Source organism: Pseudomonas sp. IAC-BECa141 (genome assembly GCF_020544405.1).
GTDB lineage: Bacteria > Pseudomonadota > Gammaproteobacteria > Pseudomonadales > Pseudomonadaceae > Aquipseudomonas.
Genome location: NZ_CP065410.1, coordinates 4,669,395 through 4,684,534, shown reverse-complemented (window position 1 = coordinate 4,684,534; position 15,140 = coordinate 4,669,395). Strand labels below are relative to the sequence as shown.

Annotated in this window: 17 protein-coding genes and 1 pseudogene; 8 read left to right on the top strand and 10 right to left on the bottom strand. The window is 61.5% G+C overall.

What is annotated here, in order from left to right:
* Positions 1-3 precede the first annotated feature (3 nt).
* Positions 4-729: an SDR family oxidoreductase gene (locus I5961_RS21455; RefSeq protein ID WP_085697110.1), complete on the bottom strand. Its 726-nt coding sequence runs from the start codon at positions 727-729 to the stop codon at positions 4-6.
* Between the two features lie 111 nt (positions 730-840).
* On the opposite strand from I5961_RS21455, the gene I5961_RS21450 reads away from it, so the two are divergent.
* The gene (locus I5961_RS21450) at positions 841-1,677 is read left to right on the top strand and encodes a LysR family transcriptional regulator (protein ID WP_227233280.1); all 837 of its coding nucleotides are present in this window, start codon (positions 841-843) and stop codon (positions 1,675-1,677) included.
* 1 nt (position 1,678) lies between these two features.
* Here the strand turns inward: I5961_RS21450 and I5961_RS21445 are convergent, their stop codons facing one another.
* The gene (locus I5961_RS21445) at positions 1,679-2,533 is read right to left on the bottom strand and encodes a LysR family transcriptional regulator (protein WP_085701613.1); all 855 of its coding nucleotides are present in this window, start codon (positions 2,531-2,533) and stop codon (positions 1,679-1,681) included.
* Positions 2,534-2,621: 88 nt separating this feature from the next.
* On the opposite strand from I5961_RS21445, the gene I5961_RS21440 reads away from it, so the two are divergent.
* The gene (locus I5961_RS21440) at positions 2,622-3,059 is read left to right on the top strand and encodes a multidrug/biocide efflux PACE transporter (RefSeq protein WP_227233279.1); all 438 of its coding nucleotides are present in this window, start codon (positions 2,622-2,624) and stop codon (positions 3,057-3,059) included.
* A 58-nt stretch (positions 3,060-3,117) separates the two neighbouring features.
* Here the strand turns inward: I5961_RS21440 and I5961_RS21435 are convergent, their stop codons facing one another.
* Complete coding sequence (locus I5961_RS21435; protein ID WP_227233277.1) at positions 3,118-3,873, bottom strand: SDR family NAD(P)-dependent oxidoreductase; 756 nt, start codon at positions 3,871-3,873, stop codon at positions 3,118-3,120.
* 121 nt (positions 3,874-3,994) lie between these two features.
* Between I5961_RS21435 and I5961_RS21430 the strand changes: the two genes are divergently transcribed.
* Positions 3,995-4,891 (top strand): LysR family transcriptional regulator, encoded by an 897-nt coding sequence (locus tag I5961_RS21430; RefSeq protein ID WP_227233276.1) that lies wholly within the window; start codon positions 3,995-3,997, stop codon positions 4,889-4,891.
* A gap of 25 nt (positions 4,892-4,916) precedes the next feature.
* On the opposite strand, the gene I5961_RS21425 is transcribed toward I5961_RS21430, so the two are convergent.
* Together I5961_RS21425 and I5961_RS21420 are read right to left on the bottom strand one after the other, a co-directional pair.
* The gene (locus tag I5961_RS21425) at positions 4,917-6,530 is read right to left on the bottom strand and encodes an inorganic phosphate transporter (RefSeq protein ID WP_227233274.1); all 1,614 of its coding nucleotides are present in this window, start codon (positions 6,528-6,530) and stop codon (positions 4,917-4,919) included.
* 250 nt (positions 6,531-6,780) lie between these two features.
* Complete coding sequence (locus tag I5961_RS21420; protein WP_085606510.1) at positions 6,781-7,803, bottom strand: transporter; 1,023 nt, start codon at positions 7,801-7,803, stop codon at positions 6,781-6,783.
* A gap of 275 nt (positions 7,804-8,078) precedes the next feature.
* On the opposite strand from I5961_RS21420, the pseudogene I5961_RS28900 reads away from it, so the two are divergent.
* The 3 genes and pseudogenes from I5961_RS28900 to I5961_RS21410 all read left to right on the top strand — a co-directional run.
* Positions 8,079-8,768 (top strand): annotated as a pseudogene (locus I5961_RS28900) (methyl-accepting chemotaxis protein); the annotation flags it as partial.
* A 165-nt stretch (positions 8,769-8,933) separates the two neighbouring features.
* Positions 8,934-9,701 (top strand): methyl-accepting chemotaxis protein, encoded by a 768-nt coding sequence (locus I5961_RS28895; RefSeq protein ID WP_371917914.1) that lies wholly within the window; start codon positions 8,934-8,936, stop codon positions 9,699-9,701.
* A gap of 112 nt (positions 9,702-9,813) precedes the next feature.
* Complete coding sequence (locus I5961_RS21410) at positions 9,814-10,257, top strand: hypothetical protein (protein ID WP_085701607.1); 444 nt, start codon at positions 9,814-9,816, stop codon at positions 10,255-10,257.
* Positions 10,258-10,317: 60 nt separating this feature from the next.
* Here I5961_RS21410 and I5961_RS21405 read toward each other — a convergent pair whose 3' ends face one another.
* Both I5961_RS21405 and I5961_RS21400 read right to left on the bottom strand, forming a co-directional pair.
* A complete protein-coding gene (locus I5961_RS21405) occupies positions 10,318-10,623 on the bottom strand; it encodes a PepSY domain-containing protein (protein WP_007951089.1) in 306 nt (101 codons plus the stop codon).
* 138 nt (positions 10,624-10,761) lie between these two features.
* Positions 10,762-11,889: a glycerophosphodiester phosphodiesterase gene (locus I5961_RS21400; protein ID WP_227233272.1), complete on the bottom strand. Its 1,128-nt coding sequence runs from the start codon at positions 11,887-11,889 to the stop codon at positions 10,762-10,764.
* 217 nt (positions 11,890-12,106) lie between these two features.
* Here I5961_RS21400 and I5961_RS21395 point away from each other — a divergent pair, with 217 nt between their 5' ends.
* Entirely contained in the window at positions 12,107-12,433 is a 327-nt protein-coding gene (locus tag I5961_RS21395; RefSeq protein WP_085701605.1) for a DUF2025 family protein, read from the top strand.
* Between the two features lie 85 nt (positions 12,434-12,518).
* Here I5961_RS21395 and I5961_RS21390 read toward each other — a convergent pair whose 3' ends face one another.
* Together I5961_RS21390 and I5961_RS21385 are read right to left on the bottom strand one after the other, a co-directional pair.
* Positions 12,519-12,833, bottom strand: coding sequence for an antibiotic biosynthesis monooxygenase family protein (locus I5961_RS21390; RefSeq protein ID WP_085701604.1), 315 nt, complete (start codon positions 12,831-12,833; stop codon positions 12,519-12,521).
* Entirely contained in the window at positions 12,830-13,537 is a 708-nt protein-coding gene (locus I5961_RS21385) for a CTP synthase (protein WP_227233270.1), read from the bottom strand. Before I5961_RS21385 ends, I5961_RS21390 begins: the two co-directional genes overlap by 4 nt.
* 15 nt (positions 13,538-13,552) lie before the next feature.
* Between I5961_RS21385 and I5961_RS21380 the strand changes: the two genes are divergently transcribed.
* Positions 13,553-14,494, top strand: a complete 942-nt coding sequence (locus tag I5961_RS21380; protein WP_085701602.1) for a LysR family transcriptional regulator — start codon at positions 13,553-13,555, stop codon at positions 14,492-14,494.
* Between the two features lie 7 nt (positions 14,495-14,501).
* Here I5961_RS21380 and I5961_RS21375 read toward each other — a convergent pair whose 3' ends face one another.
* Complete coding sequence (locus tag I5961_RS21375) at positions 14,502-15,044, bottom strand: DUF1003 domain-containing protein (protein WP_227233269.1); 543 nt, start codon at positions 15,042-15,044, stop codon at positions 14,502-14,504.
* Positions 15,045-15,140: the final 96 nt, after the last annotated feature.

The window sequence follows — 15,140 nt, the reverse complement described above, 5'->3', positions numbered from 1 at the left end:
GGATCAGGCCTGCTGACGCGTAGCAGCCATCACAATCTCGCGAATACAAACCCCCTGCGGCTGCCCATACGCATAGGCAATCGCCGTCGCCACATCTTCGGCGCTCAGCACCGTGCCGCCCATGTCCTGCTTCCACGCCTGATACCCGGTCTTGATCGCCTCATCCGTGGTATGGCTCAGCAATTCGGTCTCCACCGCACCCGGCGCAATCGTGATCACGCGCACGTTATGCGGCGACAACTCTTCACGCAGGTTCTCCGACAACCCGTGCACCGCAAACTTGGTGCCGACGTACGCCACATGGTTGGGGAAGGTCTTGCGCCCGGCCACCGAGCTGACGTTGATGATGGTGCCGTGCTTGCGCTCGATCATCCCGGCCACCACCGCGTGTACGCCGTTGAGCAAACCTTTCACGTTGACGTCGAGCATCTGGTCCCACTGCGCCGGGTCCTGTTTGCTCATCTCGCCCAGCAGCATCACGCCGGCGTTGTTGATCAGTGCATCGGCCGGGCCGAACTGCGCTTGCGCCTCGGCAACAGCGGCCAGCAACGCGGCGCGGTCGGTGATGTCGACGCGGCGGTTGAGGGTGTTCGGCAGGGCCAGTGCTTCAAGGCGTTCGATGCGCCGGGCCAGCAACAGCAGAGGATGGCCGGCAGCGCTCAAGCGGCGAGCGGTGGCTTCGCCGATGCCCGAGCTGGCACCGGTGATGATGATCAATGGCTTGCCCATGGTTGAACTCCTGAAATAAGAAAAACAAATAACCAGATTCGTGGCGCAGTATATTTAGCTCGCTGAAGGCTGAAAAATGCCTTATTCCTCTGTCTGCTATCGGAATCTCCTATGGATATCCGCCATCTCAAAGCCTTCCTCGCCGTGTTCGAGGAACGCAACATCACCGCTGCCGCGCAACGGCTGTTCATCAGCCAGCCCACGTTGTCGGTGACCATCAAACAACTGGAAGAAGAACTCGGCGCGCCGCTGTTCGTGCGTCAGCCCCGTGGTGTGGAGGTCAGCGACGAAGCGCGATTGTTGTACCCGCAGGCGCGGCGGATGGTGGCCGAAGCCGAGGCGCTGAGCCGGATGTTTCGCGGCCGCGAAAACCGCGCGCCGCTGACCCTCGGCATCGAGGGCGACATCGCCGCCAGCCACATCGAAGCCTTCGTGCGCATGGCCCATCAGGCGTTGCCCAATCTGCTGCTGACCCTGGAGGAGGGTTGTCACGGCGATGGTCGATTGGCGGTCGAGGAAATGTGCTGCGAGGACGAACTGTTCCTGCCGTTGTGGGAAGAATCCTATGTGATGGCGCTGCCCCTTGATCATCCGATGGCCAACGCGCAGGCCGGCTGGGCGCCGATCGAGGACTGGATCACCTGTCCGCAACATCCGTCCCATCAGCGTTTGATGGCGCTTTATGGGCGGTCGCCGGAAGCCGTGGCGGGGCATGCCGGTTCACTGCAACAGGCGTTGCACATGGTGGCGGCGGGCGTTGGCGTGGCGATGTTGCCGCGGTCGCTGGTCAGCGGGCACGAGCGTATCGTCGTGCGTGCGCTGCACCTGCCGGCGCCGACCCGGCGGGTGGGATTGTGTTACGCGGCGCAGGCGCTGGAGTTGCCGACGATGCGCCGGTTGCACGAGTATTTTCAGGTCAATCGCCCGGCCGCCATCGAGGCGGCCTGAGCTATTCCAGCATTTTGCTGAGCAACCAGCTGCCCGCCGGCCCCGGCGGGTACAGCCGCGACCACAGGGCATCGACGAACACCGGTTTCGGCCAGCCGCGCACCTTCAGTTCAACCAGCAAGTCATTGCCGAAGCGCTCCACCAGCCAGCGCGGCAGTGGCGCCCAGCCGAAACCTTTTTCCGCCATTTCCAGCAGCATCAGATAACTCGGCGCCGACCACACCCGGCCTTTGCCGCGACTGTCGTAAGGATTGACGATGGTGGCCAGGCGCAGCTCGCGATGTTGTTCAAGGACTGTTTGATCGATGGATTCCTGCGTTGCCAACGGATGGTTGCGACCGGCGAACAAGGCGATTTCAGTGCGTTCGGCGACGGTCGCAGTCGCCAGATCCGGCGGGTAGTTGTCCTGCATCTCGGCGAACGCCAGGTGCGCCCGACCGCGCTGCACCAGTTCAACCAGGTCATCACATTCGGCGATCAGGCATTCCAGTTCCAGATCCGGATAACGCTGCTCGAAACCCACCAATGCGGCTTCGAAACGGTCGGACTGATAAGTGTCGGAAATCGCCACCGTGAGTTTCGGCTCAACACCTTGGGCCAATTGCCGGGCGGTCATTTCCAGTCGGCTGGTGGCCGCCAGAATCGCCTCGGCCCGTTGCAGCATCACGTGGCCGGCCGGGGTCAGCGTCGGTTTGCGGCTGCTGCGGTCGAACAGGATCAAGTCCAGATCAATCTCAAGGCTGGCCACCGCCGCACTCACCGTCGACTGACTGCGCCCGAGTTTGCGCGCCGCCGCCGAAAAAGAACCTTGAGTCGCCGCCTGGACAAACGCCAGCAACACTTCCTGAGAGGCCATGAACTATCGCCTTGATCGATGGTTATTGGTTTTGAAGTATCGGTTTGGTGCTGGATCATGGCAACCATCTTCACAGAGGAGTTCGGCCATGACTGCCAACAAATCCATCACTGAACGTATTTTCCAGGCCATCGGTTTCGAACTTTTGGCGATCCTGATCTGTACTCCGTTGCTGGCCTGGATCATGGGCAAGCCGCTGGTCGAAATGGGGGCTGTCACCATTGCCATCGCGCTCTTGGCCCTGGGCTGGAACGTGGTGTTCAACGGCTTCTTCGATCGCATGCTCAAACGCTGGAACATCCCGCACAACGCCTGGGTGCGGGTGGCGCACGCGCTGCTGTTCGAGGGCGGGTTGATCGTGATGGGCGTGCCGCTGATTGCCTGGTGGCTGTCGGTCAGTCTGTGGCAGGCGTTCCTGCTCGACATCGGCGTGCTGCTGTTCTTCCTGCCGTACACCTACATTTACCACTGGGGTTATGACGTGGTGCGCGAGCGGCTGGTGATACGCAACGCTTGCCAGAGCTGAAACAAAAAATCGCAGCCTGAGAGGGCTGCGATTTTTTTGTCCGGTTTTTGTTGAGGGTTTAGAGAAACATCCCGCCCGACGCTTCAATCCGCTGACCATTGATCCACTGCGCCCCCGGCGACAGCAGCAGCGCCAACGCGCCGCCAATGTCATCCGGCTGACCGGCACGACCCAGCGCGGTGTTGCTGGCGACCATCGCGTTCAGCGCCGAATTGTCGCGCACCGCGCCGCCGCCGAAGTCGGTTTCGATGGCGCCCGGGGCCAGGATATTCACGGCGATCTGCCGCGCGCCCAGCTCCTTGGCCTGATAGCGGGTCAGCACTTCCATCGCGCCTTTCATCGCCGCGTAAGCGGCATAACCCGGCAGGGTGAAACGGGCCAGACCGCTGGAGATGTTGATGATCCGCCCGCCATCGTTGATCAGCGGCAGCAGTTGCTGAGTCAGGAAGAACGGCCCTTTCAACTGCACGTTCATCAGCAGGTCGAACTGCTCCGGCGTGGTGTCGGCGAACGACGCATGCACGCCAATCCCGGCGTTGTTGATCAGGAAATCGAAGCGCGAACGATCGAGCTGTTGCAGCGCCTGTTCGACTTGCACGGCGAAATCGGCAAAGCCTTCGCTGCGGCTGACATCCAGTTGCAGCATCACGGCGTTGGCGCCGCGATTTTTCAGTTCCGCGACCAACGACTGCGCTTCATCGGCGCGGCTGTTGTAGGTGCCGATGATGTCCACGCCTTGGGCGGCGAGGTGCAGGGCGGCGTTCTTGCCGAGGCCACGGCTGGCACCGGTGATCAATGCGATTTTGCGGTTCATGGGTCTTCCTCGTTTGGCGGTGACGGTTGATGGGGCAAAGTTTATTTATCCGCCGTGAGGTGATAAACAGACTGAAACCGGAATCACTGGTCGGATTGACCGAACAATCAATGGATGGCTCATGAACAAACTGGAACTGCTGCGCACCTTCGTCCGGGTCAGCGAATTGTCGAGTTTCACGAAGGCGGGGGAGAGTCTGGGGTTGCCGCGTTCGACGGTGTCCGAACAGGTGCAGGCGCTGGAGACCCTGCTCGGCACGCGCCTGCTGCAGCGCACCACACGCCGGGTACAGGCGACTCAGGACGGGCTGGCGCTGTACGAGCGCAGCAAGGATCTGCTGTCGCACATGGACGAAATCGAGAACCTGTTCCGTCAGGACGAAGCGTCGCTGACCGGGCGGATTCGGGTCGATATGCCGAACATTCTGTCGCGGCGGCTGATCATGCCGAAGCTGCCGGAGTTCATGGCCCGTCATCCGAATCTGGAACTGGAAATCAGCAGCACCGATCGCCGGGTCGACCTGCTCGCCGAAGGCTTCGATTGCGTGCTGCGTGTCGGCGCGCAGCCGGATCAATCCGTGGTGGCGCGGCATCTGGGGGATTTCAGCATGATCAACTGCGCCAGCCCTGCATATCTGGAGCGTTACGGCGTGCCGCAAACGCTTGAGGATCTGGCGCAGCATCGGCTGGTGCACTACGTCGGTGTGCTCGGTTCGCGATCGGAAGGGTTTGTCTACGAGCAGGACGGGCAGGTCCATCGCGTGCCGATGGCCGGCAGCGTGACGGTCAACAGCACCGATGCCTACGAGTCGGCGTGCCTGGGAGGATTCGGTCTGATTCAGGTGCCGCGCACCGGCATGAACACCTATCTGGACAGCGGCGAGATCGTCACCGTGCTGCCGCAATACGCCGCGCCGGCGATGGGCATTTCACTGCTGTACGCGAGGCAGCGGCATCTGCCGTTGCGGGTTCGGGTGTTCATGGATTGGTTGGGGGATTTGATTCGCTCAACGCTTTAACAGCTCCCACAAAAGCCCGAAGTGTTCAGAAGATCTGGGTAAACAGCCAATACAGACTGCCCGACAACACAATCGCCGCCGGCAAGGTCAGCACCCACGCCATCAGCAGATTGCGGATGGTCTTCATCTGCAGGCCGCCACCGTTGGCGACCATGGTCCCGGCCACGCCCGAGGACAGCACATGAGTGGTCGACACCGGCAGACCGAACATGTCGGCGGCGCCAATGGTCAGCATCGCAACCGTTTCTGCCGAGGCGCCCTGGGCGTAGGTCAGGTGGGTCTTGCCGATCTTCTCGCCGACCGTGACCACAATCCGCTTCCAGCCGACCATGGTGCCCAGCCCTAACGCGATCGCCACGGCAATCTTCACCCACAACGGAATAAACCGCGTGGCGTTGTCGATCTGTTGCTTGAACAGTTGCAGCTTGCCGGTGGTATCGGCGTCGAAGTTACCGACCTTGCTCTTGTCCATCAGGCGAATGGTTTCGCTGGCCAGGTACATGTCGTTACGCACGTTGCCCATGGCCTCGGCCGGCACTTTCGCCAGCGAGCCGTAGCCTTTGACTTCTTCACCGATGTGTCCGGTCAGGGAAGCAAGGGCCGGGATCAGTTGCGGCGTGGCTTGCTTGCTGCGCACGTAATCCGAGAGCACCGGACGCGGATCGGCCGGGGCCGGCAGCGGGGCGCTTTTCACCAGCGCCTGCTGGGTGACCTCGGCCACCGCCGCGAACTGCAACGTCTGATCGGCAGGCATGGTGCGGTTCAGCGCATAAGCCATCGGCAGCGTACCGACCAGAATCAGCATGATCAGGCCCATGCCTTTCTGTCCGTCGTTGGAGCCGTGGGCGAACGAGACGCCGGTGCAGGTCGCAATCAGCAGACCGCGAATCCACCACGGCGGCGGGGTGTTGCCTTTCGGTGCCTTGTACAGCGAACGGTTCTTCACGAATGCGCGCAACGCCAGCAGCAACAGCGCCGCACAACCGAAACCCACCAGCGGCGAAAGAAGCAGGGCGTAACCGATCTTGGTCGCCTGGGCCCAGTCCACACCGCTGGTGCCGTCGCGGCCATGCATCAACGCGTTGGCCACGCCGACGCCGATGATCGAACCGATCAGCGTGTGCGACGACGAAGCCGGCAGGCCCAGCCACCAGGTGCCGAGGTTCCACAGGATCGCCGCGATCAGCAGGGCGAAGATCATCGCGAACCCGGCGGACGAACCGACCTGCAGAATCAGCTCCACCGGCAGCAGCGCGATGATGCCGAACGCCACCGCGCCGCTCGACAGCAACACGCCGAGGAAGTTGAAGAACCCCGACCAGACCACCGCGAAATACGGCGGCATCGAATGGGTGTAAATCACCGTGGCCACGGCGTTGGCGGTGTCGTGGAAACCGTTGACGAACTCGAAGCCCAGCGCAATCAACAGCGCCACGCCGAGCAGCAGAAAAGGGGTCCAGGTGGTGACCACCGTGCCGAGTTGGTGCATGTCGTGCATCAGGCTGTAGGCGGTGAACAGCAGCCCCATCGCCAGCACCGCAAAAAACACCACGTAGGTGAACGGGCCGGTTTTCTTGTCGAGGACCGGTCTGCCACTGGCAGCGGAGGCCGGGCTGGCGGTCAGGGAGGGAGTAGCCATGGGCGGACAATCCTGAGCGGGGGAAGGAGTGTCGCTCATGATCGTTGCTAAATATTACAGAGAATCTGCGATAGATCAGTATTTGGGTTTTTAGCTTCACCGCTGATCTGAAGGCGGTGATCGTTGATGATCGTTCCCACGCTCCGCGTGGGAATGCATAAGGTGACGCTCTGCGTCACAGGGACGCGGAGCGTCCCGGGCGGCATTCCCACGCGGAGCGTGGGAACGAGCGGCACAAGGAGATCGGCTCTTAATAATCCCGTCGCTTGCGAAACGCCCAGCGCCCGGCGATCACGGTGAACGTTGCCACCAGCGCCACCAGAATCCAGAACCCTTCGGGATCGGTGGCCAGCGGCACCCCGCCGACGTTCATGCCGAAAAAGCCGGCAATGATGTTGATCGGCAGCGCCAACACCGTGACCACGGTCAGGGTAAACAGGGTGCGGTTGCTCTGTTCGTTGAGGTTGGCGGCGATCTCTTCCTGCAACAGCTTGATCCGCTCGCCGAGGGCGGTGAGGTCGTTGATGATCAGCGCGAACTCCTCGGTGGATTTGCGCAGCTCCTTCACGTCTTCCTTCTGCAACCACGGCGGCGGCCGGTTGAGCAGGCGCAGCAGCGAACCCGGCTCCAGCGCCAGCAATCGTTGCAGGCGCACCAGCACCCGGCGGTTGGCGCCGAGTTCGGCGCGGTTGGTCGAGAGTCGCGAGGAGAGTAATTCGTCTTCGACCTGATCGACGCTCATGCTGGTCTTGCGCACGATCTGGGTCAGCACTTCACCCTGATCACGCAGCAGATGCACCAGCAGTTCCAGCGGCGAACGAAAGCACTCGCCGGACTTCACCGAAGAGCGCAGCTTGTCCACCGAGTGCAGCGGTTGCAGGCGCGCACTGACGATCAGTTTGCTGCGCACGCAGACCCACAGCGTCGACACGTCCGACGACACCATGCTGCTGAGGTTGAACACCACGTCGTTGACCACTGCCAGCAACGCCGAATCGACATGCTCGATGCGCGTCGAGCGCGAGCCTTCGTGCAGCGCTTCGAAAAACTCTTCGGGCAATTGCAGATGGCTTTTCATCCAGCGCTCGCACGCGGCGTGGGCCAGGTTCAGGTGCAGCCAGAGAAATTCATCGCCCTCGCTGTCGTCTTGCAGGCAGCGCAGGGCGGTCGCCGAATCCACCTCGCGCCCGCGTTCACCGGGGCGAAACCGAAAACCGTAAAGCAGGCCGAACAGGTCAGGATCACGATGACTGATATCGAGGCTGTGGTTCATGAAGGCTCGCTGCGAGGAGGCGTCTGTCGCGGGATTTGCAGATTCACCTGAGCCGCATCATCGCAATGTCACATGACGCTTGTGTGACAGCAAAATGATGTCAAATCAACGCGTTACCGGCGGTCGGATATTTCTAAAGAAGGGCTCTGGCACGCCGATCACGCATGGGTTAGGTTGCGCGCCTTCGGCCAAGAGCCAAGGTTCGCCGACAGGGATGTCCGGTTAAAAAATCACGTCTTGCCGGACGTGCCTCATCCCTGTCCCGAGTACCTGCGATGCTGCAAAAATCCCTGAGAGCGCAAATTCTTGCCCTGCTGAGCGGCAGCCTGCTGGCGATGCTGTTGATCGCGCTGGCTTGTTTTCACTTCCTGTCCAACGGCGTGCAGAGTTACAGCCAGTTGATCGCCGGCCCCTTGCACGCCTCGCAACTGATCGACGAAGCCAACCTGCAATTCAAGGTGCAGGTCCAGGAGTGGAAAAACGTTCTGCTGCGCGGCAAGCAACCGGCGGATCTGGCCAAATACTGGAGCCAGTTCGAAGACCGTCAGCGCGATGTGCAGGGTATCCTCGGTGAGCTTGCGAATCAGAAAAGCCTTGAGCCTGCACTGAAAACCCGCATCGAACGTCTGCGCGAAGAACATCGTCAGCTCGGTGCTGCGTATCAGAAGGGCCGCGATGCCTACGTCGCCGCCGGTGCCGATCCGACCGCTGGCGACGCCGCCGTCAAAGGCGTCGACCGAGCCGCCAGCGACCAGATGAGTGAACTGGTGGCCGAGCTGCGCAAGCAGGGCACCGAACAATCGGCGCAGATCAGCGCCAGTGCCGATCGCACCGTTTGGCTGGGGCTGCTGGTGATGCTTGCGTCGGGCCTGCTGATCGGTTTGCTGAGCCTGTGGCTGGTCAACCGCAATCTGGTCGAACCGATCCGCAAACTCATCGACTACGTCACCCAGTTGAGCAAGGGCCGTCTGGTCGAGCGCGTGGCCAGCGACCGTCAGGACGAGCTGGGTAACCTGGCGGCTGCCGCCAACACCCTGCGCGATTTCCTCGCCGAAACCTTCAATCACCTGCAACGCAGCGCCAAGGATCTGGACAGCGCCAGCGGCGAGTTGAACGCCATCGCCACGCTGATGGCCGGCGGCACCAACGAGCAGTTCAACCGCACCGATCAGGTGGCCACGGCGATGAACGAAATGTCCGCCACCGCCCAGGAAGTCGCCCGTCATGCGGCTGACGCTGCGCGTGCTGCCGACGATGCCGACCAGTCCGCGCAACAGGGCGAGAAGGTCATGCAGAGCACCATCCACAGCATCACCCAGATGCGCGGTGAAATCGCCAACACCGCCACGGTCATCCGGCGTCTGGAAGCCGACAGCGGCCGCATCGGCAAGGTGCTGGAAGTGATTCGCGGGATCGCCGAGCAGACCAACCTGCTGGCGCTCAACGCCGCCATCGAAGCGGCCCGGGCCGGGGAAGCCGGGCGTGGTTTTGCGGTGGTCGCTGATGAAGTGCGCAACCTCGCGCAGCGCACGGCGGAGTCGATCATCGAGATCAACCAGATCATCCACAGCGTGCAGACCGGTGCGGTGGACGCTGCCCAGGCCATCGACAGCGGCCAGACCCGCAGCGATGAAAGCGTCGAGCAAGTGACCCAGGCCGGCGCCATGCTCGAGCGCATCACCCACGCGGTGGAAGCCATCCGCGACATGAACCGCCAGATCGCCACGGCGGCCGAAGAACAGACCTCGGTGGCCGAAGACATCTCGCGCAACCTGACCGAGATCACCTCGATCGCCAGCACCAACCTCGACAACGTGCAGCGCACCGAAAGCGCCAGCCGGAACCTGCACGGCCTGTCGGGCCAACTGAACGACGTCACCGCGCGCCTGAGCGTCTGACCGGCCAGTGACTGTGTACCGGTTCGGTTACCGAGTCGGTACACAGTCGATCTCAATTCGTGCAGACCGCCGCCGATGCCCGGTCATCTATAACCGGCATTGGAGATTTCCCATGGTCAGCATCACGTCTGTTTCGATCAATCAGACCGTCACCACGCCCACCAGCAAAACCTCGATTGCCGATACGGGCGACGACACCTCGACCACTGCGGCGGCCAGCACCGGGGTGAAAGCCGATACCAGTAAAGTTGCGGCGGGCGGTGGTGCGGCGCCGGCGGGGGACAGCAATTCCAGCAGCGATGAATCGGACACCGTAAAAGAACTGCGCAAGCAGATTGCCGAGTTGCAGAAGCAGTTGCAGGAAGAGCAACAGGCGCTGCAAGCGGCTCAGGCCAAAAAGGAAAGTGATCAGGCCAGGATGACCGAAGTCGCCGCCGCGCAAGCTCAGGTCACCAGCACCTCGGCGTCGTTGCAAACGGCAACGGCGGCGTTGTTGCAGGCGTTGCAGGATTCGGATTCGAGTACGTCTGGCTCGCTGGTCAGTACCTCCGCATAATTTGCGGACACAAAAAAGCCGCACGATTCATTAATCGTGCGGCTTTGTCTTATCAGCCAATCAAGTGTCTTGCTTGTTGGTCAGCACCTTGCCGGTCGTTGCGTCGAAGTCCACATCGAACTCTTTGCCATCAGCCGTACGCAATTCAACTTCGTACTCATAACCATTGAAGTGGTTATCCAGATCCGTGTCGGTAATGGTCGCACCCGGATGCAGTTTCAGCGCTTGTTCGTTCATCGACTCCAGCGACTTGATCTTGCCTTCCTTGACCAGTTGCGGGATCTGGTCGACGCGAACGTCAGCCTGGGCCAGGCCAGCGGTGAGGGTCAGGGCGGCAGCGGTAAACAGGGCAGTCAGGGTTTTCATGGGTTATTCCTTTGGGTGATTCGTTTAAGTGAGTTCAGGTTAATCGCCGCAACTTAATTCACCCTTAAAACGCAGCGAGCAGGCCGGACTCCCCAAGGGAGCGAGCCTGCTCGCGGTACTGACACCCTGATTTGCAGATCAGAAGCCGTTGTTCTTCAACACCTGATCCACACTGGCGGCGGCCGGGCGTTTATAGAACTTCAACAGTTCGCTGGCGCGGTTGGTGAAGATGCCGTCGACGCCGGAGTCCATGACCTTCTCGAAGTCCACCGGCTCATCCACGGTGTAGACGTGCACCAGCATTCCCTTGTCGTGGGTGTACTGGTTCATCCATGGCTGCACCAGGTCCGAATAGCTCTGATCGCCGCCGTGGGTCAGCTTCGCCGAAGGGCCGGTGCCGATGGCGCCCTGGGCCTTGGCGTAGTCGATCCACTGCTTGAATTCGGCTTCGGATTTCGGCTCTTGCTTGCCGTAGAACGCGTTCTTGTCCTTCTCGCCGGATTCGGCAAAGGTCACTTTGGATTTCGGCTCGATGCTGCCTTCGCCCACCCACAGCAGCAGGATTTTTGGCACCTGCGGCATTTCCTTCTGCAGCATTTCAAGGCTGCTCTTTTCGAAGGTTTGCAGGATCACCCTGCCTTTACCCTGGCCGACACCGAGAGCGCTTTTCGCCAGTTTCGAACCGGCCGGGCTGAGCCAGCCGCGATCCTGGAGTTTTTCCTTCAGGTCATGCTCGATCCCCGGGAACAGTTTCGGCTCCTTGGTTTCGATGTACAGACCCGGCTTGTGCTTCGGATTGGCCTGGGCGATGTCGATGATTTCGTCCAGGGTCAGAATCTTCAGACCAACGTAGGACGGACGCGCGCGATCCGGGTACTTGGCGTTGTACCAGCTGCCGGCGTCGAGGGTTTTCAGTTCGGCCATGGTGAAGGCATTGGCCGGGCTGTCCTTGCGCTCCGGAAACTTGGTGGCGACGTCGGTGGTGCGCTGCAGATTGTCATCGTGCAGGGCGAACAGCACGCCGTCCTTGCTGCGCTGCAAGTCCATTTCCAGGTAATCGGCGCCCAGGTCGCGGGCCAGTTTGTAGGAGGCGGCGGTGGATTCCGGGGCATCGAAGGACGCGCCACGGTGGGCGATCACCGCCGGACGCGGAATGCCCTCGGAGGCAGCGAGCGCAGCAGGGCTTGGCTGGGCGGCGGCATGAGCCTGGCCGAGGCCGAGCATCAGGCTCAGCAGCAGTGCGCTTTTGGTGAACGTGGCGGGCATGTCGAGGTCCTTTCGCAGGTATTTTCGAAGATGTACCTTTTAGCAACTCAAACGAAAACGTGCTATCGCGAGACCGACATAAACGTACTGAAAGCGAATATTTCCGCACTTTTGTGCGTTCGTTTGCAGTACGCTTGGCCACGGCAACCGCCCCGGCAGAGGGCGCGCCTCCCATTGCCCTGCGTGTAGACCATCGATCCTTTTCGTGAGGTTTACCATGCGCATCACATCGCAACTCATCTGCCAGGCCGCCGACGACCTCAAGGGCTTCGTCGGCCTCAACCGCAAGACCGGCCAGTACATCGTGCGCTTCAGTGAGGACTCGTTCGGCATGGACGTGGCCGATGACGGCATTATTCCCGCCAGCGAATTCGTCTGGGCACCGGCCACCGAACAGACCATGACGTTGAAGCGCGAGTTGATCCAGTTGCTGCTCGATCAGCACATCGACGACCGGATCAATATCACCGAGCCGTTGCGCGTTTACATGAGCAAGCGTGAAGTGCCGGAGATTGAGGCGGTGCGCAGTCTGGTGAAGGGCTGAGGTTCTGCTGCGACTTTTCTGGCTTCATCGTCGGAACGCCGCCCGGGGCAAGCCCGCGATGAAGCCAGTGAGCACGCCTCAATACTCACAGAGCAAACCGATACTCCCGCTCCACCCGACACACCCGCGTATGAAACGCCGAATACCATTCCGCCCGCCCGCGCGCCTGAATCACCCGGTGCTCCGGATGCTCGCGCCAGGCCAGAATCGCCGCCTCACTCTCCCAGTACGAAACCGTAATCCCCACGCCGTCCGCGCCCCGGATCGAATCGATACCGAGAAAACCCGGTTGCTCGGCCACCAATTGCATCATGCGCTCGGAGGCCTCGGTGTAGCCGTTGTCACCCTCGGTGCGGGTTGAGGTGAAGATCACGGCGAAACATTCAGTGTTCGGTTTCATCGAGGTTGCTCCGCGCAGGCTTCGACAAACGCCCGCACCAGCGGTGGCAATTGCCCCTTGAGTGCTGCGCGTTCCGGCTGGAACAGCGTCGCGACAAAGAACACATGGTTTTTCAGTTCGATGGCGCGCAGATCACCTGCCGAATCGTGACCCACGGCGTGCAGATCATGGATCAGCAACTCCCGTTCGAACTGCGAATTCACACCATAGCGGCAGCGATAGCCTTCGCGAATCTCCGACGTTTCGTACGCCTTGGCGATCAACGAACCGGGCACCAGATGGATGCTGTCCACCGCTTCCACCAGTGAACACGTCAGCGGCGAGAGCACCGCACGGCTCGAGTCAGGTGAAGTTTCGCCATGCTCGGCGTCGGCCCAACCCAGTACGTTGCGGGAAAACTCCAGCACCGCATGCTGAAAACCGCCGCAGGTGCCGAGGAAAGGGCGCTGCTGTTCGCGGGCAAAACGAATGGCTCGCAGTGCACCGACTTCGCTTTTGTAGGGGCTGGCCGGCACACACCAGAAACCGTCGAAATTTTCCAGCGGCGTCTCGGGCAGGATTCGGTCGGTGGCCAACCAGTCGAAATCGACCGGATGGCGAAGGTGCTCCGTCGCCAGACCAAGGGCGACCGGGATGGCCTGGTGGGCGGTGACTTGCGGATCGTAATCACCGATCAGGGCGACGCGCAGGGCTCTGGGTTCCATGAGTACTCGCTGTGCTTGTTGAGGGATGGCGCTCACTATAGATTGGCGTTCACGCACTCAAAATTGGCGTTTGCCCAAGTGATCAATGCAGCCACGCAATACCGACTGGATTTCCCGGATCTGGCCCTGATCCTCGCTTTAGTGCGTGGCGGCTCTCTGGCCCGGGCCGCGCAGCTGCTGAAGGTCGATGTGTCGACGGTGTTTCGCGCCGTGCGCCGACTGGAAGCTGCACTGGGTCAGCAACTGTTCGAAAAAAGCCGCGCCGGTTACCTGCCCACCAGCCTCGCGCAAACCCTGGCCGAGCAGGCCGAACGTGCTGAACAAGCACTGGAAGCGGCGCGTATTGGTGTGGAGCAGGGCGGTGAAGTGGTCAGCGGCACGGTGCGCCTGACCTGCACCGACTCGGTGTTGCAAAGTCTGTTGCTGCCGGCGCTGGCGCAGTTCATGCCGAACTACCCGGCGCTGACCATCGAGCTGAGCACGTCCAACGATTTCGCCAACCTCAGCCGTCGTGATGCCGACATCGCCGTGCGCCTGACGCGTACACCGCCGGAGCATCTGGTCGGACGGGAGCTGGCGAAGATTTCCTACCGGGTCTGCGCCAGTCCGCGTTATCTACAAAAGGTTGAAGCGGCCGATCTGGCAGCGCTGACCTGGATCGCCCCGGACGACTTTCTGCCCGATCACCCGACCGTTGCCTGGCGCCGTCAGCAGTTGCCGGGTGTGACGCCAAGTTATCGCTGCAACAGCATGCTGTCTGTGACCGAACTGGTCCGCGCCGGACTGGGCGTGGCGGCGTTGCCGGACTTTCTCATCAACGAAGGGCTGCAAGCTCTGAGCGAACCCTTGCACGGTTATGACACCGCGCTGTGGTTGCTGACCCGCCCGGACTGCCGCGCATTGCGCTCGGTGGTCACGTTGTTCGATGAGTTGGGGCGGGCGTTGCGTCTGGCCTGAAGAGGAATCATGACGAAGGGCGTTGTTCCTGTTGCAGGATGTGCTGATGAACTTCGCGTGTGAGGATTTCGATGCGCTCGGTCAGGTCCTTGGTCATCTCGGTCAGGTGTGTGTTCTGCTGCAGTAATTCGAGCAGTTGCGCAGTGTTCTTCGCCGCCTCCGCCTGGCGTTCGCTGTTGGCCACCGCCAGCGCCTCACGATGCTGTGCGTCGGCCTCTGATTGCGCCTTGTCCCGTGCGGCCTGACGGGTCTGGGCCAGCAGAATCAGCGGCGCGGCATAGGCGGCCTGCAGACTGAACGCCAGATTCAACAGGATGAACGGGTAAGCGTCGAACCCGGTTACACCGCTGACGTTGAGCCCCATCCAGAGCACCACAATCAGAGTCTGTGCGCCGAGAAAGGTCGGCGTGCCGAAGAATCGTGCAAACGCCTCGGCGCGCAAGGCGAACTTGTCGTTGCCGAACGTCGTGTTGAGATGGGCGTGGGGGCGGTGGAAGCGCAGGTGATCGGCGGCGGCAGGGGAAGGCGATTCGGGATGTTTGGTAGTCATGATGGGCTCGGTGACGCTTGGGACTGAAGACACTATAGTCCCGCGCCGTGGAGCTTGTGCCCAGCGCTGGCAGCTGGCTGCCGAAAGAGATGCCAG